Genomic DNA, 17096 nt, shown 5'->3' with positions numbered 1-17096 from the left:
CCAGATGCTGTCGCTCGATCGTCAGAACATTTCCAGCCCAATCGGAGTCAGCGTGTCCGAACCTCACCGCGCAGACATACAGCGCTCCCCCAGAGTTAGCGGCGACTTCGACTTAAAGGGAAATGAATGGAAATGCTCTGGCGTGGACGGAAACGACGAGGCATGACGGCCTTCGGCCCAATAGCAGCCGGTTTGGATGATATTTTAAATACCAGACAAAACCGGCACCCAGTCTTGCAGACGTTTTTCAGTATTTATTTATTTGGCCTTCTTCGCCGGACAATCCTCCGGCCCAGCATCCTGACACGCCTGTTTGGCACGCCCCACCCAGAGTGGCGCCTCATGCACTTCAGCCGCTTCGGCGCGCAAGGCCAGATCGGCCACGATGGCCGCAGGGCGGGCCAGGCGGCGGTCGATTTCCAGGGCGGCTTCGAGCAAGGGACGGGCGGCGGCTGGCTGTCCCAGCCGGATCAGCGCTTCACCTTGCCGTCGCAAGCCGTTGGCGCGCTCAGCAGGATCGAGATCAGGCAGGCGCAGGGCCGCCGCTGCATGGTCGTGTGCGGCCTGCCATTGCCCCTGCCCGGCCGCAGCCCTGGCGCGGGCATTGGCGATGGCACCGGCCAGAGCACAAGGTGTGGTGCAGAGCCGATCGGCGTCGTCCAACCGGGCCAGCCCACGGTCCCAGTCCGTATTGCCGAGCGCGAGCAAGGCCTGCTGATACAAAGCCTCGGCACGCACCAAGGCGGGGTAGAACGCCGCGTCCACCAATTCCTGCAACAGCAGATAGGACTGCTGGCGATCCCACTTGGCCCAGGCCTGTGCCTCGCCAAGTCGGGCATAGCCGGCTTCCTGCCAGTTATCGAGAGCGCCGTAGTGTTGGGCAGTCTTCTGCCACAGGGCGGCGGCGGACTGCCATTGCTGTTCATGGCTGGCCCGCGCCGCCGCCTTGGCCAGACGGCGGGCTTCGGCCTGATGGATCGGCTCGGCTTCGACAGGTTTGGGGGTGGAACAGGCGGCCAGGGCCAGGACGGACAAAGCGAGCAGGATGGACTTTGGCGCACTGCGGCCACCGGGCGTCCGCGCCGATTGATCCACGCCAGCACAACGCGAGGGAAAAGGGAAATAGGTCATCGGCCGCCTCACTCCTGACTGTCCACGCGCGGCGGCCGGGTCGCCGGCGGCGCGATGATCTGGTTGAGCGGCCAGGCGCCCGTGACGGCATCGACACTGTCGTCGGCCTTGCGTACCAGGTCGCGTCCATCGCGGATCAGGCCGACAGCGTCAGGTGCCGCCTGGTCGAGCGTCTGTTTGACCTTGCCGCTCACGGCTTCGGCATTGCCAAGCGTGCGGTCGGCCCGCTCCAGCAGCGTCGGCAGCCGGCTTTCCACTTCAGCGAGCGCACGGTCGGCGCGCTGTAGGGCCTGGCGGGTGCTTTCCAGGGTTTTGGGGGTGTCGTGGCTGGCGACGCGGTCGATGCTCTCCAGCGCCTGATTGAGGCGGGCACGGGTATCTTCGAGGCCTTCGGAGAAGCGGCGCAGATTGGCCAGCGTCTGCGACAGATCGCCTTGCGGATCGTTGACGCGGCGCACCAGGGTCTCGGCCTCGTCGAGCATCGGCACCACCCGGTCGCGCACTTCGCGCAGCATATCGTCGAAGCTCTTGGCCGGAATGAATTCGAGCACCGTATCGCGCTTGACCGGGGGCAGCTTCTGGTCGCCCAGGCCGACATCGATATAACTGTCGCCGATCGGACCATCCTTGCCGACCCGGCCGACCGAGTCGCTCTTGATCCATTTGAGATGGCGGTCCTCGACCTCGACCCGGATTTCGACCCGACCGCGGTCATCTAGCACCAGATCGCGCACTTCGCCGATCTTGAAGCCGGAGAATTTCACAGCCATTCCGACCCGCAGATCGGTACCGTTGTCGCTGATGAAGCTAAGCGGCGTCTTGGCCTCGAACATGCCCTGCTTATGGGCAAAAAACAGCAGCACCAGCCCGGCGCCCGCCATGGCGGTCAGCACAAAGGCGGCCAGCTTCCACGGCAAGGCGCGGAAACGGGCATCGTTATCGCGTAACAACTTCAGCGTCATGGCTCAATCCGCACTACAGCGCCATAGCGAGGCCGGGGCCTTGTGGCCGACCACCAGCCAGCCGGCGCCGGGGAGTTCCTGTTCGAACAGCGCCTGCCACAGCGGCGCCTCATCGTCGTCGAGCCGTTGCAGCCATTCGGCTTCGATCAGCAGCACCCGGCAACCCGACAGCATCGCCCGCACTCCGCACAGCAGACGGCGGCGACGATGGCTCAGCTGACCGATCGGACTGGCGCACAAGCGCTCGATCTCGTCGGTCTCAAAACCCAGTTGACCCAGCAAGTGGTTGAGCCGGCGCTCGAGCAGCGGGTCCGGTCCGTCGCCGCGATGGTAGCAAAGCGGCAGGACCAGATTCTCCCAGGCCCGCAGATTGGCCAACAGGCCGTTTTCGGCCGGCAGCCAGCCGATCGGCCCGGGCAGCAACTCAGCCACCGCATCGAACAAGCTCTCGCGCTCGGCGCCATTGGCCGGGCGCCATAGCCGCTCGCCTTGCAGCAGACGCTGGATCAGCGGCAGCACATCGGTCGGCGACGGTGGCTGGCTCATGCCATCTTCCCCAGCCCGATGAACAGCAGATCGAGCGCAAACAGCGCCAGCATGGCGCGGATCACCGCATTGCTCGCCGCAATCGGCACTTCGACCGCATTCCCGCTGGCTGCGAGCCCACGCGAGCAGGCCACCAGCGCCATCACGGCGCCAAAGCCGAGGCTTTTGATCAGACACCAGGCGAGCACCTGGATCGACAGACTCTCGGGCAGCCGTGACAGTTCATAGAACCAGTTGAAGCCGGCGACACCAACAGCGCCTGCCAGCACACTGGCCAGCGCAAAATAGAAGGTGGTGAGGGCCGCGGCGCAAGTCATGCCCAGCACGCGCGGCAGGATCAGATAATCGACCAGCGGCACGCCACTGCGCTCCAGGGCGCTCAGTTCGCCATGGGCGCGCATCAGTGCCAGTTCACTGGCCATCGCCGAGCTGGACCGGGCGGTCAGCACGATGGCGGTCAACAAGGGAGAGAGTTCGGACAGGGAAATCGAGGCCAATAAGCGCAGGCTGCCTTCGGCGCTCTGACCAATCTGATAGTGAAGCTGCGCCACCACGATGCCGCCGACCGCCACCGCAATAAACAGCAGCAGCGGCATCGCTTCGATGCCGGAAAAGTAGATCTGCTTCCACAGCACCCGCTGCACTGGCCAGCGTCGCAGACTGGGCAGCGCGGCCAGTACGGCCAGCGTCAGACGCAGCAGACGCATCGCTTCACCATCTTGTTCATGCGTCCGACCCCTGGGGTTCTATAGGGGAGATAGATATAATCAATTTAATACCTTTAGCCATACCGGCTTATACTATCGCCGATTTTTGCCTACCGTGGCAGCCGGGGAAACCCGCCCTCTCTTTTTCCGCCTTCGCTCAAGGATAGCCATCATGTCCGAAGTCAAGCACAGCCGTCTTATCATCCTGGGTTCCGGTCCTGCCGGCTACACGGCCGCCGTCTATGCCGCCCGTGCCAACCTCAAGCCGGTGCTGATCACCGGTCTGGCCCAAGGTGGCCAACTGATGACCACCACCGACGTGGACAACTGGCCGGCCGACGCCGACGGCGTACAGGGCCCGGAGCTGATGCAGCGCTTCGAGAAGCACGCCACCCGCTTTGGCACCGAGATGATTTTCGACCAGATCCATACGGTCAAACTCGACCAGCGCCCGCTGCGGCTGATCGGCGATAGCGGCGAATATACTTGCGATGCCCTGATCATCGCCACTGGTGCATCGGCCCAATATCTGGGGCTGGAATCGGAACAGGCATTCATGGGCCGGGGCGTGTCGGGCTGCGCCACCTGTGATGGCTTCTTCTATCGCAACCAGAAGGTCTGCGTGGTCGGTGGCGGCAATACCGCCGTCGAAGAAGCGCTCTATCTGGCCAATATCGCCAGCCATGTCACCCTGATCCACCGTCGTGACACCTTCCGCGCCGAGAAGATCATGGTCGATCATCTGATGGAAAAGGTCGCCAGCGGCAAGATCAGCCTTGAACTCGACCATGTGCTCGATGAAGTGCTGGGCGACGATGCCGGTGTCACCGGTGTCCGGATCAAGCACCAGAAGACCGGTGCCACCAAGCAGCTCGATGTGACAGGCGCCTTTATCGCCATCGGCCACAAGCCCAATACCGATCTGTTCAAGGGTCAGCTGGAGATGGATTCGACCGGCTACCTGATCACCCGTGGCGGCCGCGACGGCAATGCCACCGCCACCAGCGTGCCGGGCGTCTTCGCTGCCGGCGATGTGCAGGATCATATCTACCGTCAGGCCGTCACCAGCGCCGCGACCGGTTGCATGGCCGCACTCGACGCCGACAAGTACCTCGATACCCTCAAGTAAGCCCGCCGCCGCCGTCCAGCCTGGACGGCGGCTTTTTGTGCATGAAACCCGATACCGAGCGCATGCTGCGGGCGCTCAAAGCCCGGCTGAAAACGTCGCCCGCACCGCCCCCGCCGCCTCCTCCGCCGCCGCCCGACGATCCGTCCACCCTGTTTCGCCAGGCGACCCGGGATGTGATTCCGCTCGACCATCCACTGCCTTACCCGCATCCGCCGCAGAAGCCGTCGAGCATGCCGCGCCGCCAGATCGTCGAGATCGAACGGGTGGTACACGACGCCATGACTGATGCCTGGCCGTGGGATGAACTCTCCGCCGACGAAGAACTGATGTTTCTGCGCCCCGGCCAGAAGCTCGACACGCTGCGCAAGCTGCGGCGCGGCCATTGGCTGGTGCAGGCCGAACTCGATCTGCATGGACTGGGCAGTGACGAGGCACGGGTGGCAGTGGGCGAATTCCTCCATCGGGCGATGCAGCGCGGACGGCGCTGTCTTCGCATCATTCACGGCAAAGGCTATGGCTCGCGCGATCAGGAACCGGTGCTGAAGAACAAGCTGCGCAACTGGCTGTGGCAGCGGCAGGAAGTACTGGCTTTCACCCAGGCCCGCGCAGCCGAAGGCGGTGCCGGGGCGGTGATCGTGTTGCTGCGTGGGGCCAAAGGCGTCTAGCAGCGTCAACCGTGCGGTGGGAGCAGCGGACCGGTCATCGTGGTTGCCGAGGTCGTGGACAACGTCAACACAGCTCGATTTCCAGCTCGTCCATGGCGCACCTAGTCACGCTTTTTCCCTTTGGTCTGTAGCGACACCAGCCGCGACACGATCAGGGCGAAATACAGCACGCCGACCATCTGCTGGATCATCACCAGCGAGCGGGCATAGTCGCTGACCGGGGTGATATCGCCGAAACCAACGCTGGTCAGGCAAGTGAAGCTGAAATACAGCAAATCCCACCAGCGCACCGAATCGGGCGCACGATTGGCTTCGTTGATAAAGAAGGCGCCCGGCACCAACTGTTCGATGCAGGCGTACAGATAGGCAAACACGAACGCCAGCAGCACGTAAAACGCGGCGGCGGCGAACAGTTCGTCGAGCGTCATGATGTCGTCGCGCAGCATATAGCGCAGCAGGCAAATCACGACAAAGCCATGGAACGCCGCCTGCGCACCATAGCTCGCCAGCAGCAGCGCAGGGAGGGCCACCAGCGCGGCGGAGACATGCAGCACAACGGCCGGGATCACCAGCAGATAGCCGATTTTTTTCTCCCCTCCATCGGCCTGCACCGCGCGCAGCGCCAGCATCAGGATCGCCAGATCGAAAATCGCAATCGCTGCGCGGCCGCCGTCATAGTCGTCGAGGAATGGATAGGAGATGACCAGCGTGACCAGGGCAAGCAACAGCCATGCATTGGGTTCATGGGAATACGGCAGGCGCAGACGGCGCCAGATGCTCGGAGGGGAGTCAGGTGTGGTGGACATGGTTTTTTTCAGAGGCAAGAAGCCTGGATTGAGGATGCCGTACCAATCTCTCCGCAGAATAGATCAGCGCTGCTGTCAGGGAATGCCCAAATCTGTTCTGTCTGGACAGGGAATCGGGAGTCCACCATGTCCCGATTTGTCCTCTCCATAACTGAATGCCGCACTGGATGACGTATTAAAGCATTTCCACATTGTCCCAATCTGTCCCCTTCTCCTCCAAGGCTCACCTTCTCTTGTACCTATCCATGTAAACCGGCGTCGCCGCCAAGCCTGGTTGAATGCTCAGTGCCAGTGCTTTGAAGTCCGGATACGCTGACTCCGAACTGGCTGGAAATGCTCCTGCCTCAGACACCGGCGCAGATTCTGGTAACACGCTTTGATTGTCGCCAGAAGCTCACCTTTCTTCTTTCTGCCTCCACCACTCCCAATCCCGACCCTGTCATACAGCGGCTGTAGCCACGAGCCAACCCTCCTCTTCTTGCTGACCGGTTTTTCGCATTTGCTTCCCCTCCATTTGATTATGTAAATCAGCAGGCAAAGATAATCCAGGCAGTCGGGTTTCATCCTGTCGCCAGCGTGCTCTATCGCTCTGTCCCGTCTTGGCCCCATGCGATAATCGCCGCCTTTTCCATCGCCGTTTCAGAAGGTTCGTCCATGTTCCCCACCCGCAGCCTGTTCACTGCCACCCTGCTGACTCTGTCCTTGCTGCCCGTCACTGCCGCGCATGCCTGGGGTCGCGAAGGTCATCGCCTCACCGGCCTGATCGCCTACGAGTTGATGAATGCCCAGAGCCGGGCGGCCGTGCGTGATCTGCTGGGCAACGACGACCTGGCCAGCGCTGCCACCTGGGCCGACGATCAGCGCAAGGCACTCGATAATCGCTATCCGCGCTCGGCCGAATGGCATTACGACGACCTGCCGCTATGCGGCACCGCCGACGCGGCCCGCTTCTGCCCCGAGGGTCACTGCGCCAGTCAGCGCATCGAAGCGTTTTCCAAGCTGATCCAGGACCCGGCCGTCGACAAGGAGAAGAAAGCCGATGCGCTGCGTTTCATCATCCATATGGTCGGCGACCTGCAGCAGCCGCTGCACGCCGCCGACAACGACGACCGGGGCGGCAACGACGCCATGGTGACGCTGCCCGGCGTCGAGCGGCCGGCCAAGCTCCATTACGCCTGGGATACCCTGTTTGTCCGCCATAACCTGCGCGGCCAGTCCGAACCCGCCTTTGCTGCCGAACTGCTGAATCAGCACAAAGAGAGAATCGGCGAATTCCAGCAAGGCCAGGTGGCGCAGTGGATTGCCCAATCCCACCAGCTTGCCCGCGCCACGGTCTATGGCGGCTTGCTCAATGGCGAAGTCAAGGACACCAAGGACATCAAGGACATCAAGGACATCAAGGACATCAAGGACATCAAGGACATCAAGGACATCAGAGAGGCTAATCCCTTCTGCCAACTGAAGACCAAGGATCGTGAATTTGTTCTCGATGCGGCTTACGTCGAGCGTGCCAATGCATTGGTGCGGGTACAACTGGTCAAAGGCGGCGCCCGGATCGCCCGGACCTTGAATGAGCTGTTCGCTGCACAGAAGAAGAGTTGATGTCCCAATCGGTCCTATAGAAGCTCAAATGCCGCTCCAGTAGCGGCTTTTGTCTTTTAAAGGCATGTCCTGATTAGTCCCCGATCAAGATCCGGCTCAATGATCGCGCGGCACCCAGCGGGGATTGGGCGAGCACGGATGGTAAGGCGTGCACTCGTGATCGGCCGTTGCCTTGGGCGGCGGTGGCGCTGAGGGCTTGGGGCGGACCGGCGCGGGCTTGGGCGGCAGCGGGCTCAAACTGGCCACCGTGGTCTTGACCACCGGCGCAGGCGGCTTGGCCGCTGGCAGGTCCGGCTCTTGGGGCTCGGACACCGGTTTGGCGGCTGACCGCGCAAGCGGGGCAGCCAGCTCGGGCGGAACAGCAGGCTGAGACGCCACGCTGTCGGGCCGACTGGCTACCGCAGGCTGGATCGGCATGGGTTCCGCCTTGGGGATAGGCTGCGACTGCGCAACCGGCGGCAGGCTGAGTTCAGGCGTGCGCGGCGCGGTGTTCCACCACACCAGCCCACCTGCTGACAGCAGCATCGCCACGCCAGCGGCCAGCAAGGGAAAAGGCCAGCGGCGCTGTTTGTTGAGGCGCATCGGTTCGTTGAGCAGACCTTCGAGGTCGTGATGGCGCTTGATATGGTGACGCGGGTGGAAATCGGCCGCCACCGGCCCCACCGCATAGACCGCGTGTTCACGCACATGCTTGTCGGTACGCGAGCCTTCGAACTGGAATAGCTCGGCGTAGACATCGGACAGGCAGGACACCACCTCGTGATACGAGCGCGACACCAGGATCGCGCCTGGCTCGGCAAATCCCATGATGCGCTGGGCCACATTGATGCCGTCGCCCAGTGGGGTCAGGCGGCCGTTGACATCCTTGACCAGCTTGACCGGGCCGAGATTGATGCCGATGCGAATCTTCAAGCCCATCTCAGCCGCGGCATCGCGCAGATTGATGGCAACGAACAGTGCGTCTTCGGGGTCGCCCAGGAAATTGATGGCCGCGCCATCGCCTGTATCGAGCACGATGCGGTCATTGGCGGCAATGTCGTGCAGGGCATTGCTGAGGAGGTTGTTGAACTGCTCTTTCAGCCGGATCTGCTCGGCCACCGCCTGTTTGGAGTAGGCGACAAGATCGAGGAAAACAACACTGCAAATCAGGGTCTTATTGCTGCGGTCGAACATGGCCTCATTCCACTCGGCACCGCGAAACCGGGGCCTCTCTTCAGCCTAGTTCGGCCAGAGAAGAATAAGGCGATGGCCGCCGAACGGTTCGGCTAGCTTCAGGCGTAGGTCGAGAAGCCCGGCAGGACGATAGAGCCGCTGGAGTCGATGGCACGTTGCAGCAGGACATCCGACACCCAGGTCGGCACGGGTGAGGAGCCCTGGGCCAGGGTGGTGTTGATGCCTTGCTTGATTTCATCTTTGACCACGCCGGCCTGAGTCAGGATGGTGCCGCCCGACTGGGTATAGCCGCCCGTGACATCGCGCAGACCCTGCAAAGCCGTCGAGAGCAGCGAGACCGTACCGGTGGAATCGCTGTTGAAGGCATTCTGCAAAGCGGTGGTATCGAGCTGGAGTGGGCTGCTGGCGGTACTGCCGCCGCCGAAGCTGATACCGATCTGCGACAGTTGGGTCAGTGACGAGCCGGAGATGGTGAAACTGTCTTGCGCCTTGTTATAGAGCGCCGTGGAGAGGCCGTTGGCAGTGCTGGTGGCGTTGGCATTGCCTGCCAGTGCGCCGTTGCTGCCGGTCAGCAAGGAGATATTGCCTTGCAGCGCGTTATAGCTGCCGACCAGCTTTTGAGCCGTGGCGAGCAGATCGCTATAGCTCTGGCTGACGGTGAGGTCGGCATTACCAGCCCCTTGCAAGGTGGCCGTCACGCCGCTGGCGACCGTGACGGTATTGCTTTCGCTGGTGGCCGCCTGGCCGTTGACGCTGTAGCTGGCATTCTGGGCGGCCTGGGTCTGGGTCAGGCCAAGCAGGTTCAGGTTGATCTTGCCGCCGTTGAGCGGGTCGTCGCTCTGCGTCGCCGACACCGTAAAGCTGCTTGAAGTACCTGTGGTATTGCCGCTCAGCACGAGCTTGTAGCCGTAGTTGCTGTCCTGGCTGACCGAGGCGGTAACGCCGGCATTGGCACTATTGATCGCCGAAGCGATGCCATTGAGCGAACCCGAGCTGATATTGACGTTGACTGCCGTATTGCTGCCAACCTGGATCGACAGCCTGCCCGGGTTGAATATATCGGCGGCCGGGTCGGTGAAATAGGCGCTTTGCAGGCTGCGCGACTTCGCTACCTGACCGACCGACAGGGAAAGGCTACCCAGGCTCGAATCGGACGCCGCACTGCCGGTCGCCACCGAGGCATTGGTGCTTTGCACCGCCCGCCCGCTGATGCTGGCGGCGGCAAGGTTGTCATCGAAGGTGGAAGCGGCCGAGAGAAGCTGGCCATAACCCGACAGCGTGGTGACTTTGTCGCTACTGGCGCCGTAGTTGCTGTCGGCTGGAGGTTGTGTACTGGTGCCTACAGGCGCGATGGCTTGTTCTGGCAAACCACGCGAAGTCAACTGGTAGGAAAGTACCGAGTCAAGCAGACTGATCGCCATGACAGCAACCTCCAGGAATATCACGCCAAGGGAAGGTAAGCAGTTATTTTTATTGTTAAATCATACCCCATCAGGCTCTATCGGCAAGCGCTGATCCACATCGAGCCGACAGACGTCAGGAACAGCCTGAATGGTCCTTTTCATCAGCCCATTCTGGCCGAAAAGAGCCGGCTTTCACTGTCCGCACCGCCCTTCTCCCACCCTTCGCCAACTCCGCCCCATCCCACCGCACTCATCGTATCGTCCACACCGGTCGCAGCGCCGCTTCGTCGGCTCGCTCGGACGGAGCGTAGACCGGGTAGAAACGCGCCGCTGGCAGCACAAAGCGGCCACTTTGGCCGAACCGCACCAGTTGCCGCAGCACGGTGCGACGGCCCAGTTTGGCGAGCGGCACGGTGTAATGGCGCTCGAAGACCTGGGCGCGTGCCGGGCCGAGCGTTGCCTCGGCATTGGTCTTCCCGGCCTCGGCACCTGCCAGCGGCTTGAGGCCATCGATGGCGAAACCGGTTCGCTGCGTTTCCAGCACGGCCCCGGGTGGCAGCGGGACTTCGGCCAGCCCGAAACGGACCGTCCGCCCCGATCTCGGGGTCAGCACCAGTTCGTCGACATAGAGCGAATTGGCCTCCAGCTCAGCCCCGCTGCGGACGGCCCGAAAGCGCCCCGGCCGGCCCGGTTCGAGCCGATACAGCGTGCGGCTCAGTGTCACTGGCAGCGGGCGGCCTCCCGGCTCGCTGGTCTGGTAGCTGAGCCGCAGCGCGCGCGGCCGGCTGTCGGCGCTGTCGATCCGTGTTGGCGGCGCGGAGCCGTTATGGCGCCATACCACCCCAGCTCCGACATGCTCCGCCCGCCACTCGCCGCGTGGGCGCCAAGCGGGCGTTGCAGCGCCTTGCAAGGCCGGTCGCAGCCAGATGAGGACCAGACTCCGCTCCAGTGCCGGCGCCGTGGCCTCGACCTCGGGCAGTAAACGCCCCAGCCGGACGGGATCGGGCCGACCAGACAGTGCCTCGACCAGTATCTGCCGCAGCGCCCCGCCACGCTCGCGCCAGGCCACCTCGGCGGCTTCGGCACGCGCAGTCAGCGTCGGATCGGCAGCCAGGCCAAGCCGGCGGCCCAGGTCGCGCCAGACCAGCAATGCCAGTTGCCGTCCCTCGGCCGATTGCGGAGCGCCGAGCACCAGGCTGTCGTGCTGGGTGGCAGGGCCGGTCGGCACCTCTTCGCGCAGCGCCGCTTCCACTCCGGCAAAAGGCGTCCGCACCGGCAAACCCATCCGCTCCAGCAGCGACAGGGCAACCAGTCGCTGTAGCGGCACCATTTGCGCCACTCCACGCTGGTAGACATCGAACAGCCGCTGCCAATGCTCAGACGGCACCTGCATGCCAAGTGCCCGGCTAGCGTGCCAATCGACATGGTGGGCATAGAGCGTGAGGAAGGGGTCGGCCTCGCCGGTTCCCGACGCCCAGGGAAAGGTTCCGTCGGACCCAGACAAGCCAAGCAGGCGCCCCCGCGTCAGCTGCAACTGACGGCCAAGCCGGGTGCGGGCAGCCGCCACCCCCTCCGGTAGCGCTTCGTAGGCAAGCGCCAGTGCCAGCAGCCGGCTGGCAGTCTGCTCCACCGTGCCCGCTGGCTGCCCGGTCAGATCATCGAGCCATCCGCTCCAGGGCGACTGGCCGCGTCCCAACGGCGTCAGCCGCAGCGCTGCGGCGTCCGTGGGCAACGCGAGCGGCGTATCGCTCTGGATCAGCCGACTATAAGGAGCGCGCCAGGCAAGCGGCTCGACCGTCACGGGCAGGGTCAGCTGATCGAGCCGGCGCTGGTCTTCATCGAGTTGCAGTTCGAGCATGCCGCTGTGTTCCAGCCTAAGCGGCAGCTCGACCGTATTGACGCCGGCGTGGAGCCGCAAGGACCGGTTGGCTTCCACCAACCCCTTCACACTGAGCGACGCCTCCCGTGCCTGATCGCTCTCAATCCGCAGGCCGATACGTGGCTCGTCGCCCACCCGGTAGCGCAGCGGACTTATCGAGCGCAGCGTCACCGGGCTGGCCGAAATCAACTCAGGACTGGCCTGCCCGACCAGGCCTTCAGTGCTGACCGCCCGCACCATGACGCGCCAGCGGGCCGAAACGGTGGGCAGCGTGAAGCTGAAACGGGCTTGCCCCTGCTCGTCGGTGCGCAACAAGGGCACCCAAGCGGCTGTTTGGGGAAGTGGCTGACGCGGTGGCGGTGCAGGCTCGACATCGCGGCGCAGCCGGCCAGGCAGGCTGGCATTGATTGCGGCCGCCTGGTGAGGACGGAAATCCAGGCTGGTCGTGACTGATACCTGATGCGGCGGCAGCAGGAAGAAATCGGAGATGGAAGGCGGGGACTCGGCTTGCAGCCTATACGCCCTCTCCTCCACCACAGCCGCTGCCAACACGGCCTGCACGGGCTTGCCATCGAGCTGGGCCGCGATCTCCACATCGACCCGGTCGCCTGGCCGGTAGACGGCGCGATCATGGCGGATCGCCAGTGCCAGCTGCGGCAGGGTCACTTCGATCCGCTGGTTTTGCAGCTGCACGCGGCCGTTTTTCACCTGGAGAACCGAGAACAGTGCCGTCGGCCCATAGTCCGCTTCGATCGGCAGATCGATCTGCCAGGTGGTCGGATCGAGCCGGCGTAGTCGCAGCCAGCGTTTGGGCGAACTCAGCAGGGCATGACGTTCGACCCGGTCGCGTTCAAGCGTCAGCAGCGCGTCGTCGGCAGGCTCTGCAAACGACAGCGTCAGCCGCGCCGTCTCGCCCGGTGCGTAGCGTGCCCGGTCAGCCCGGATCAGCAAGGGCGGCGCCTTGGCATCGGGTCCCGTTACCCGGTGATTGGCCTGCGCCAGCATGACGCCACGCTCGTCGCGCACAAACAGCCGGTAATCGCCGGGCTCGGTGAATGCCACGCTGAAGCGTCCTGCCACCACCTCTCCTTCACGCCGGCTGTGATCCGTGAGACGTACCGCTTCCCAGCGCGTTGCTGGCGGGGCACCCGCAGTCAGCGGGTGCAGCGTCAGGTCGAGCCGTTGGTCCTCGATGGCGGTTTCGATCCGATAGCGCGGCTTGGCCGGCTGCACCAGCCATTCATGACGGGTACTGACCGAAAACACCCCATATTCGCTGGCTATCACCCGAAGCAGATAACGGCTCGGCTCGACCGCCGCAGGCAGGCTGAAGCGCACGATGCCCTCGGCATCGGACTGATGCGGCATCTTGCCCCATTCGACCGGCAAGCCAGCGGGCTCGTCGCCGCGCGGCAATGCCTGGCTTTGCAGCACCAGCGTCACCGGCGCGCCGGCAAGCGGGCGGCCGTCGCGATAGGACAGCCTGAGCCGGCCTGTCACGGGCTCGCCGACCCGGAAATCGTCGCGATCAAGCTCCAGGGCCATCTCGATAGGTGGCGGGGAAGCCTCGGCCAGTCGGAAATTCAGCGTATAGCGCTCGCCCCGATCCTCCAGCCTCAACCCATATTCCCCTGCCGGCGCCCCTTCGGGCAGCGGTAGGCTGCCATCGCCGCCTTCGAGCGGGTGCAGCGTCAGCGGCATGCTCACCAGGGTCCGTCCCGCCGGATCGAGCAAGGACAGGGTACTCGGTCCTGGCGACGCCGGCAGGTCGGCCACAGGCCGGCTGAAGACCTTGAAATGCAGCCATTCGCCGGGCCGATAGTGCAGCCGGTCGGTGAACAGATAGAGCCGGTTGGGCTGGCGTGCGCGGGCATCGTAGAAGTTCTCCGAGACAAACACCCCACCCTGGCGGTCCTGACCGAACAGATAGCTTTTTTCGGGCGACGCATGCTTCAGCACAGCAAAACCGTCGCGGTCGCTCTCCGCCTGCTTTACCACACCCCGGCCGTCGCTCCACAGCAGCGCCACCTCGGCCACCGGCCGGCCCTGCTGGCGACTGGCGGTCCAGACCGATAGCTCGCCTGCCGACAGCTTGCTGACCGCCAGGCTGTCGGACACAAACACCAGGGCCAGCGCCCGCTGGGCGCCCAGCATCACTTCGACCAGATAAAGCCCGGGTCGCAAGCGCCCAAGCGGAATAGGCCAGCGCGCCGGCCGCACCTCACCATTGCTCTCGACCCGTGGTGCGGCTTGCAGCAGATGGGCCGGATAGCGGAAACGCCGCACCAGCTCGAACCCGGCAAGCGGCCGGTATTGCGGCGGCTGTTCCAGATTGAGCGGCCGTTGCGCCGCCGGCTTCTGTTTCAGTTCAGGCGCGGTTTCGACCACCGAACGGCGGGCCTCGACCGTGAAAATCCGCTGCAATAGCTGACGCGACTTCTTGAATGCCTTATCCCACAGAAAACTCAGGGCATTGCTCAGCCCTTCGCCCTGGTAGTCGCCGTCGAGCTGCGGACGGTGCGGATCGGGCTGTTGCCGCAGAAAATCGAGCGGTTTGGCTATCCGATAGAGCGCAATATCGACGCCCTGGTAAGCAAGCAGGTCGTCAGCCACGCTTTCAAGCTGCACCCGCGCCTCGTCACGGCTGGAAAATCCGCCTTCACTGAACAGCAGAAACGGCTGGCCATAGAGCGGCTGATAACGGCTGGGCGGCCAGGCCGGTTCGGCACCGAAGACCGTCGTCAACAGCCCCAGCAGCACGAAAAGCAGTACCGTCGCCCGGCGACGGAGTTCGGATTGCCGCTGCGTGCTCAGCCTCACCATCTGCTCCCGTTTGCACCTTGCTGCCGGTTGGCTACCTGAACCTTGATTCAGTGGAATTCTCTTTCAATTTGCCGTCCAAAATCCACCAATTCCGTCCATAGAACAGTGCGTCCTTGACAATAGGAAAGGATAAAAACAACCCATCACAAGGCAGCGGAACTGACACTTTGTCATTGCCTTTCCTAAAGAGAATCCAAACAAGATAGCTGCTCCGCCCTGTCCCTCCGACTGCGCCTTCAGCACAAGGACACAGAGCCGTCCCCTTCTCTCAAGGCACATCGGCCAATGCTTGCCAGCGCACGGGCTGCCAGGCGCGTTGTTCGGTGTAGAGCGGGTCGGGCAGCAGCAGCGCATAGGACGGAAAGGCTGCCAGCGCCTGGAGACGGGGCAACAGATGACGGTCAGCCGCATCGCGCAGCACCGGCTCACGTTCGCGTGGCAGATCGGCGTGGATCGAGCGCAATAGCAGTTGGGCCAGGGTACGCGGTGTCAGGACGGCAGCGATATAGCGCTGATCGCCAGGCAGGCTGTCGGCCAGCGCCGGCCGGTTGCGCGCCAGCACGGCCAGACCGTTTTCCACCAGCCGGCCATCGACCGAGAACAGCACCCAGTCATCGTGATAGGCCAAGGTGACGCCATAGCGGCCGAATCCGGTATCGATCGGCAAACGCCATAGCCGGCTGCTGCCACGACGCTCGGCGCGGATCGGACCGGCGCGCTTGCCGACACTGACGGCAAACAGCCGCTCCAGCATCGCATCAGGTGGCGGCTCCTGCGCCACCCCGGCCAATAAAAGCGGCGCATGCAGCCCCCCATCGGGATACCAGCATACAGCCGCCGGCGCCCGCAATCGCGCCAGCAAGGCCGGATCGGCCGAGGGCAGACGCGCAAAGACCGGCGCCAGCGTGCGCCAATCGACCGGCAGCGCGGCGCACAGGCTGGCCGCTGCCGGCACGGCGCGCCACAGTGCCTGGCTGTCGAACCGGGTTTCGCTGTTGAGGTCGGGAGCGAGCCGCACATAGTTGCGCCAGGTGCGGCCGTCGAAATCGAAACGCAGCGCTTCCAGGGTCGGAAAGAACCGTTGATAGCCAAACGACAGCACGCCCGCCTCGACCACCAAGGCATGGCGGCCGCTGAAGTTTTCCAAGCCAAAACGTCGCCGCAGGGGGCTGGCCGTCCAGCGCGGATCGAGCAGCGCCTGCCATACCCGCTGAGCCGGCTCGCCGGTGTCGCGCCACAGTGTCGGATCGGAAAACAGCACCAGCTTGTCGCCAGCCCCGGCAAAGAACAGCCGCGCATCACGGCGATAGTGGAATTCGTATAGCGGCGTGGTGCCGCCGTCGGAAAGCGGCAGCTCGCCTACCTGGCGCAACTGGCGGTCGTTCAGCGCCACGCGCGCCGCCCATTCGATCAACTGGCGCGTGCCGCTGCGACGGGCATTGATCAGCCAGTGTTCCAGCCGGCCATCCTCGCCGCGCCACAGCGCCATGTCGAACGGCGCATCGAGCACCCAGGCCAGTGCCCGGTCGGCGAAATCGAGCTGATGCTCGTACGCGATCCGGCGCAGGCTGCCCAGCAGGCCGAGCCGGTCAGGGTCTTCGGCAGGGAATAGAAAATCCTCGCTCAGCACGGCCTTGAGCAGCGCTACCCGCCGCACATCGCGCGGCAGATCGCGTGGACTGACCGAGACCAGCAGCGCGTCCGGACGGGCAAGCCGGATCGGTGCGATCTCGACCAGCTCCACCGCAATCGGCTCGGCCAGCCGCTGCCGTGCCTGCCAGGCGCGATAGCCCAGCAGCGACAGCAGCACCAGCAGTACCGCGCCGCCCAGCAAGCAACGGCGCCAGCGTGCAGAGAAATAGCGGAGGAACATGGCCTGGTCGCGTCGAATGTGTTATTTAAACTGACAATTGGTGTAAAAATTACGATAGTCTAAATAAAGCAAAGTGGCGCCCAGCGGCTTGCCGTTGCGTTTTTATACCCGACCGTCCGGCCTGCCACCGCCCTGCCGTATCCGCCTCGTGAGCACTGGTCCAGGCATTCCCGCAATAAATAAAATATTTTATTCTATTTTTCTCGCAGGCCGCTTTGTAGCTTGCGACGTTATTTCCTAATATTTTCTATTAGTAAGAACTTCGGGCGCTTTGCCCAACCGTCGCCGCTACCGCGTTTCGTAGCCTGATGTGGCCTTGCTATACAGACTGGGTAAGCCAGAAAACATCTACTGTCCCGTCACCGAGAAGAAGTGACCCGCCTCAGAGCGCGGTCAC

General features: G+C 63.7%; 12 protein-coding genes. 3 read left to right on the top strand and 9 right to left on the bottom strand.

Going from position 1 to position 17096, the window contains the following annotated elements; all coding sequences use genetic code 11:
* Positions 1 to 258: 258 nt before the first annotated feature.
* From ACFOW7_RS00430 to ACFOW7_RS00415, 4 genes are read right to left on the bottom strand one after another with little or no spacing between them, the layout of a single operon-like run.
* Positions 259 to 1131 (bottom strand): hypothetical protein, encoded by an 873-nt coding sequence (locus ACFOW7_RS00430; RefSeq protein ID WP_378159840.1) that lies wholly within the window; start codon positions 1129 to 1131, stop codon positions 259 to 261.
* 8 nt (positions 1132 to 1139) lie between these two features.
* Complete coding sequence (locus tag ACFOW7_RS00425) at positions 1140 to 2093, bottom strand: MlaD family protein (protein ID WP_378159838.1); 954 nt, start codon at positions 2091 to 2093, stop codon at positions 1140 to 1142.
* 3 nt (positions 2094 to 2096) lie between these two features.
* Positions 2097 to 2639, bottom strand: coding sequence for a hypothetical protein (locus ACFOW7_RS00420; RefSeq protein WP_378159836.1), 543 nt, complete (start codon positions 2637 to 2639; stop codon positions 2097 to 2099).
* A complete protein-coding gene (locus tag ACFOW7_RS00415) occupies positions 2636 to 3346 on the bottom strand; it encodes an MlaE family ABC transporter permease (protein ID WP_378159833.1) in 711 nt (236 codons plus the stop codon). The genes ACFOW7_RS00420 and ACFOW7_RS00415 overlap by 4 nt, the downstream gene beginning before the upstream one ends.
* A 172-nt stretch (positions 3347 to 3518) precedes the next feature.
* On the opposite strand from ACFOW7_RS00415, the gene trxB reads away from it, so the two are divergent.
* On the top strand, positions 3519 to 4475 hold the full coding sequence (gene trxB / locus ACFOW7_RS00410) for a thioredoxin-disulfide reductase (RefSeq protein ID WP_378159830.1): 957 nt from the start codon (positions 3519 to 3521) through the stop codon (positions 4473 to 4475).
* 41 nt (positions 4476 to 4516) lie between these two features.
* On the top strand, positions 4517 to 5140 hold the full coding sequence (locus tag ACFOW7_RS00405) for a Smr/MutS family protein (protein WP_378159827.1): 624 nt from the start codon (positions 4517 to 4519) through the stop codon (positions 5138 to 5140).
* A gap of 101 nt (positions 5141 to 5241) precedes the next feature.
* Here the strand turns inward: ACFOW7_RS00405 and ACFOW7_RS00400 are convergent, their stop codons facing one another.
* Positions 5242 to 5946, bottom strand: coding sequence for a potassium channel family protein (locus tag ACFOW7_RS00400; RefSeq protein ID WP_378159825.1), 705 nt, complete (start codon positions 5944 to 5946; stop codon positions 5242 to 5244).
* 654 nt (positions 5947 to 6600) lie between these two features.
* On the opposite strand from ACFOW7_RS00400, the gene ACFOW7_RS00395 reads away from it, so the two are divergent.
* Positions 6601 to 7548 carry a S1/P1 nuclease gene (locus ACFOW7_RS00395; RefSeq protein ID WP_378159823.1) on the top strand — a complete coding sequence of 316 codons (948 nt, stop codon included), beginning with the start codon at positions 6601 to 6603 and terminating at the stop codon, positions 7546 to 7548.
* 96 nt (positions 7549 to 7644) lie between these two features.
* Here the strand turns inward: ACFOW7_RS00395 and ACFOW7_RS00390 are convergent, their stop codons facing one another.
* The 4 genes from ACFOW7_RS00390 to ACFOW7_RS00375 form a co-directional block, all read right to left on the bottom strand.
* Entirely contained in the window at positions 7645 to 8721 is a 1077-nt protein-coding gene (locus ACFOW7_RS00390) for an adenylate/guanylate cyclase domain-containing protein (protein ID WP_378159821.1), read from the bottom strand.
* Between the two features lie 98 nt (positions 8722 to 8819).
* A complete protein-coding gene (gene fliD, locus ACFOW7_RS00385) occupies positions 8820 to 10142 on the bottom strand; it encodes a flagellar filament capping protein FliD (protein WP_378159819.1) in 1323 nt (440 codons plus the stop codon).
* A 232-nt stretch (positions 10143 to 10374) separates the two neighbouring features.
* Positions 10375 to 14823, bottom strand: coding sequence for an MG2 domain-containing protein (locus ACFOW7_RS00380; RefSeq protein WP_378159817.1), 4449 nt, complete (start codon positions 14821 to 14823; stop codon positions 10375 to 10377).
* A 271-nt stretch (positions 14824 to 15094) separates the two neighbouring features.
* Entirely contained in the window at positions 15095 to 16699 is a 1605-nt protein-coding gene (locus ACFOW7_RS00375) for a DUF2138 family protein (RefSeq protein ID WP_378159815.1), read from the bottom strand.
* Positions 16700 to 17096 lie beyond the last annotated feature (397 nt).

The sequence above is a fragment of the Chitinimonas lacunae genome (assembly GCF_042650885.1).
Classification (GTDB): domain Bacteria; phylum Pseudomonadota; class Gammaproteobacteria; order Burkholderiales; family Chitinimonadaceae; genus Chitinimonas_A; species Chitinimonas_A lacunae.
This window is presented reverse-complemented; position numbering and strand designations above follow the sequence as displayed.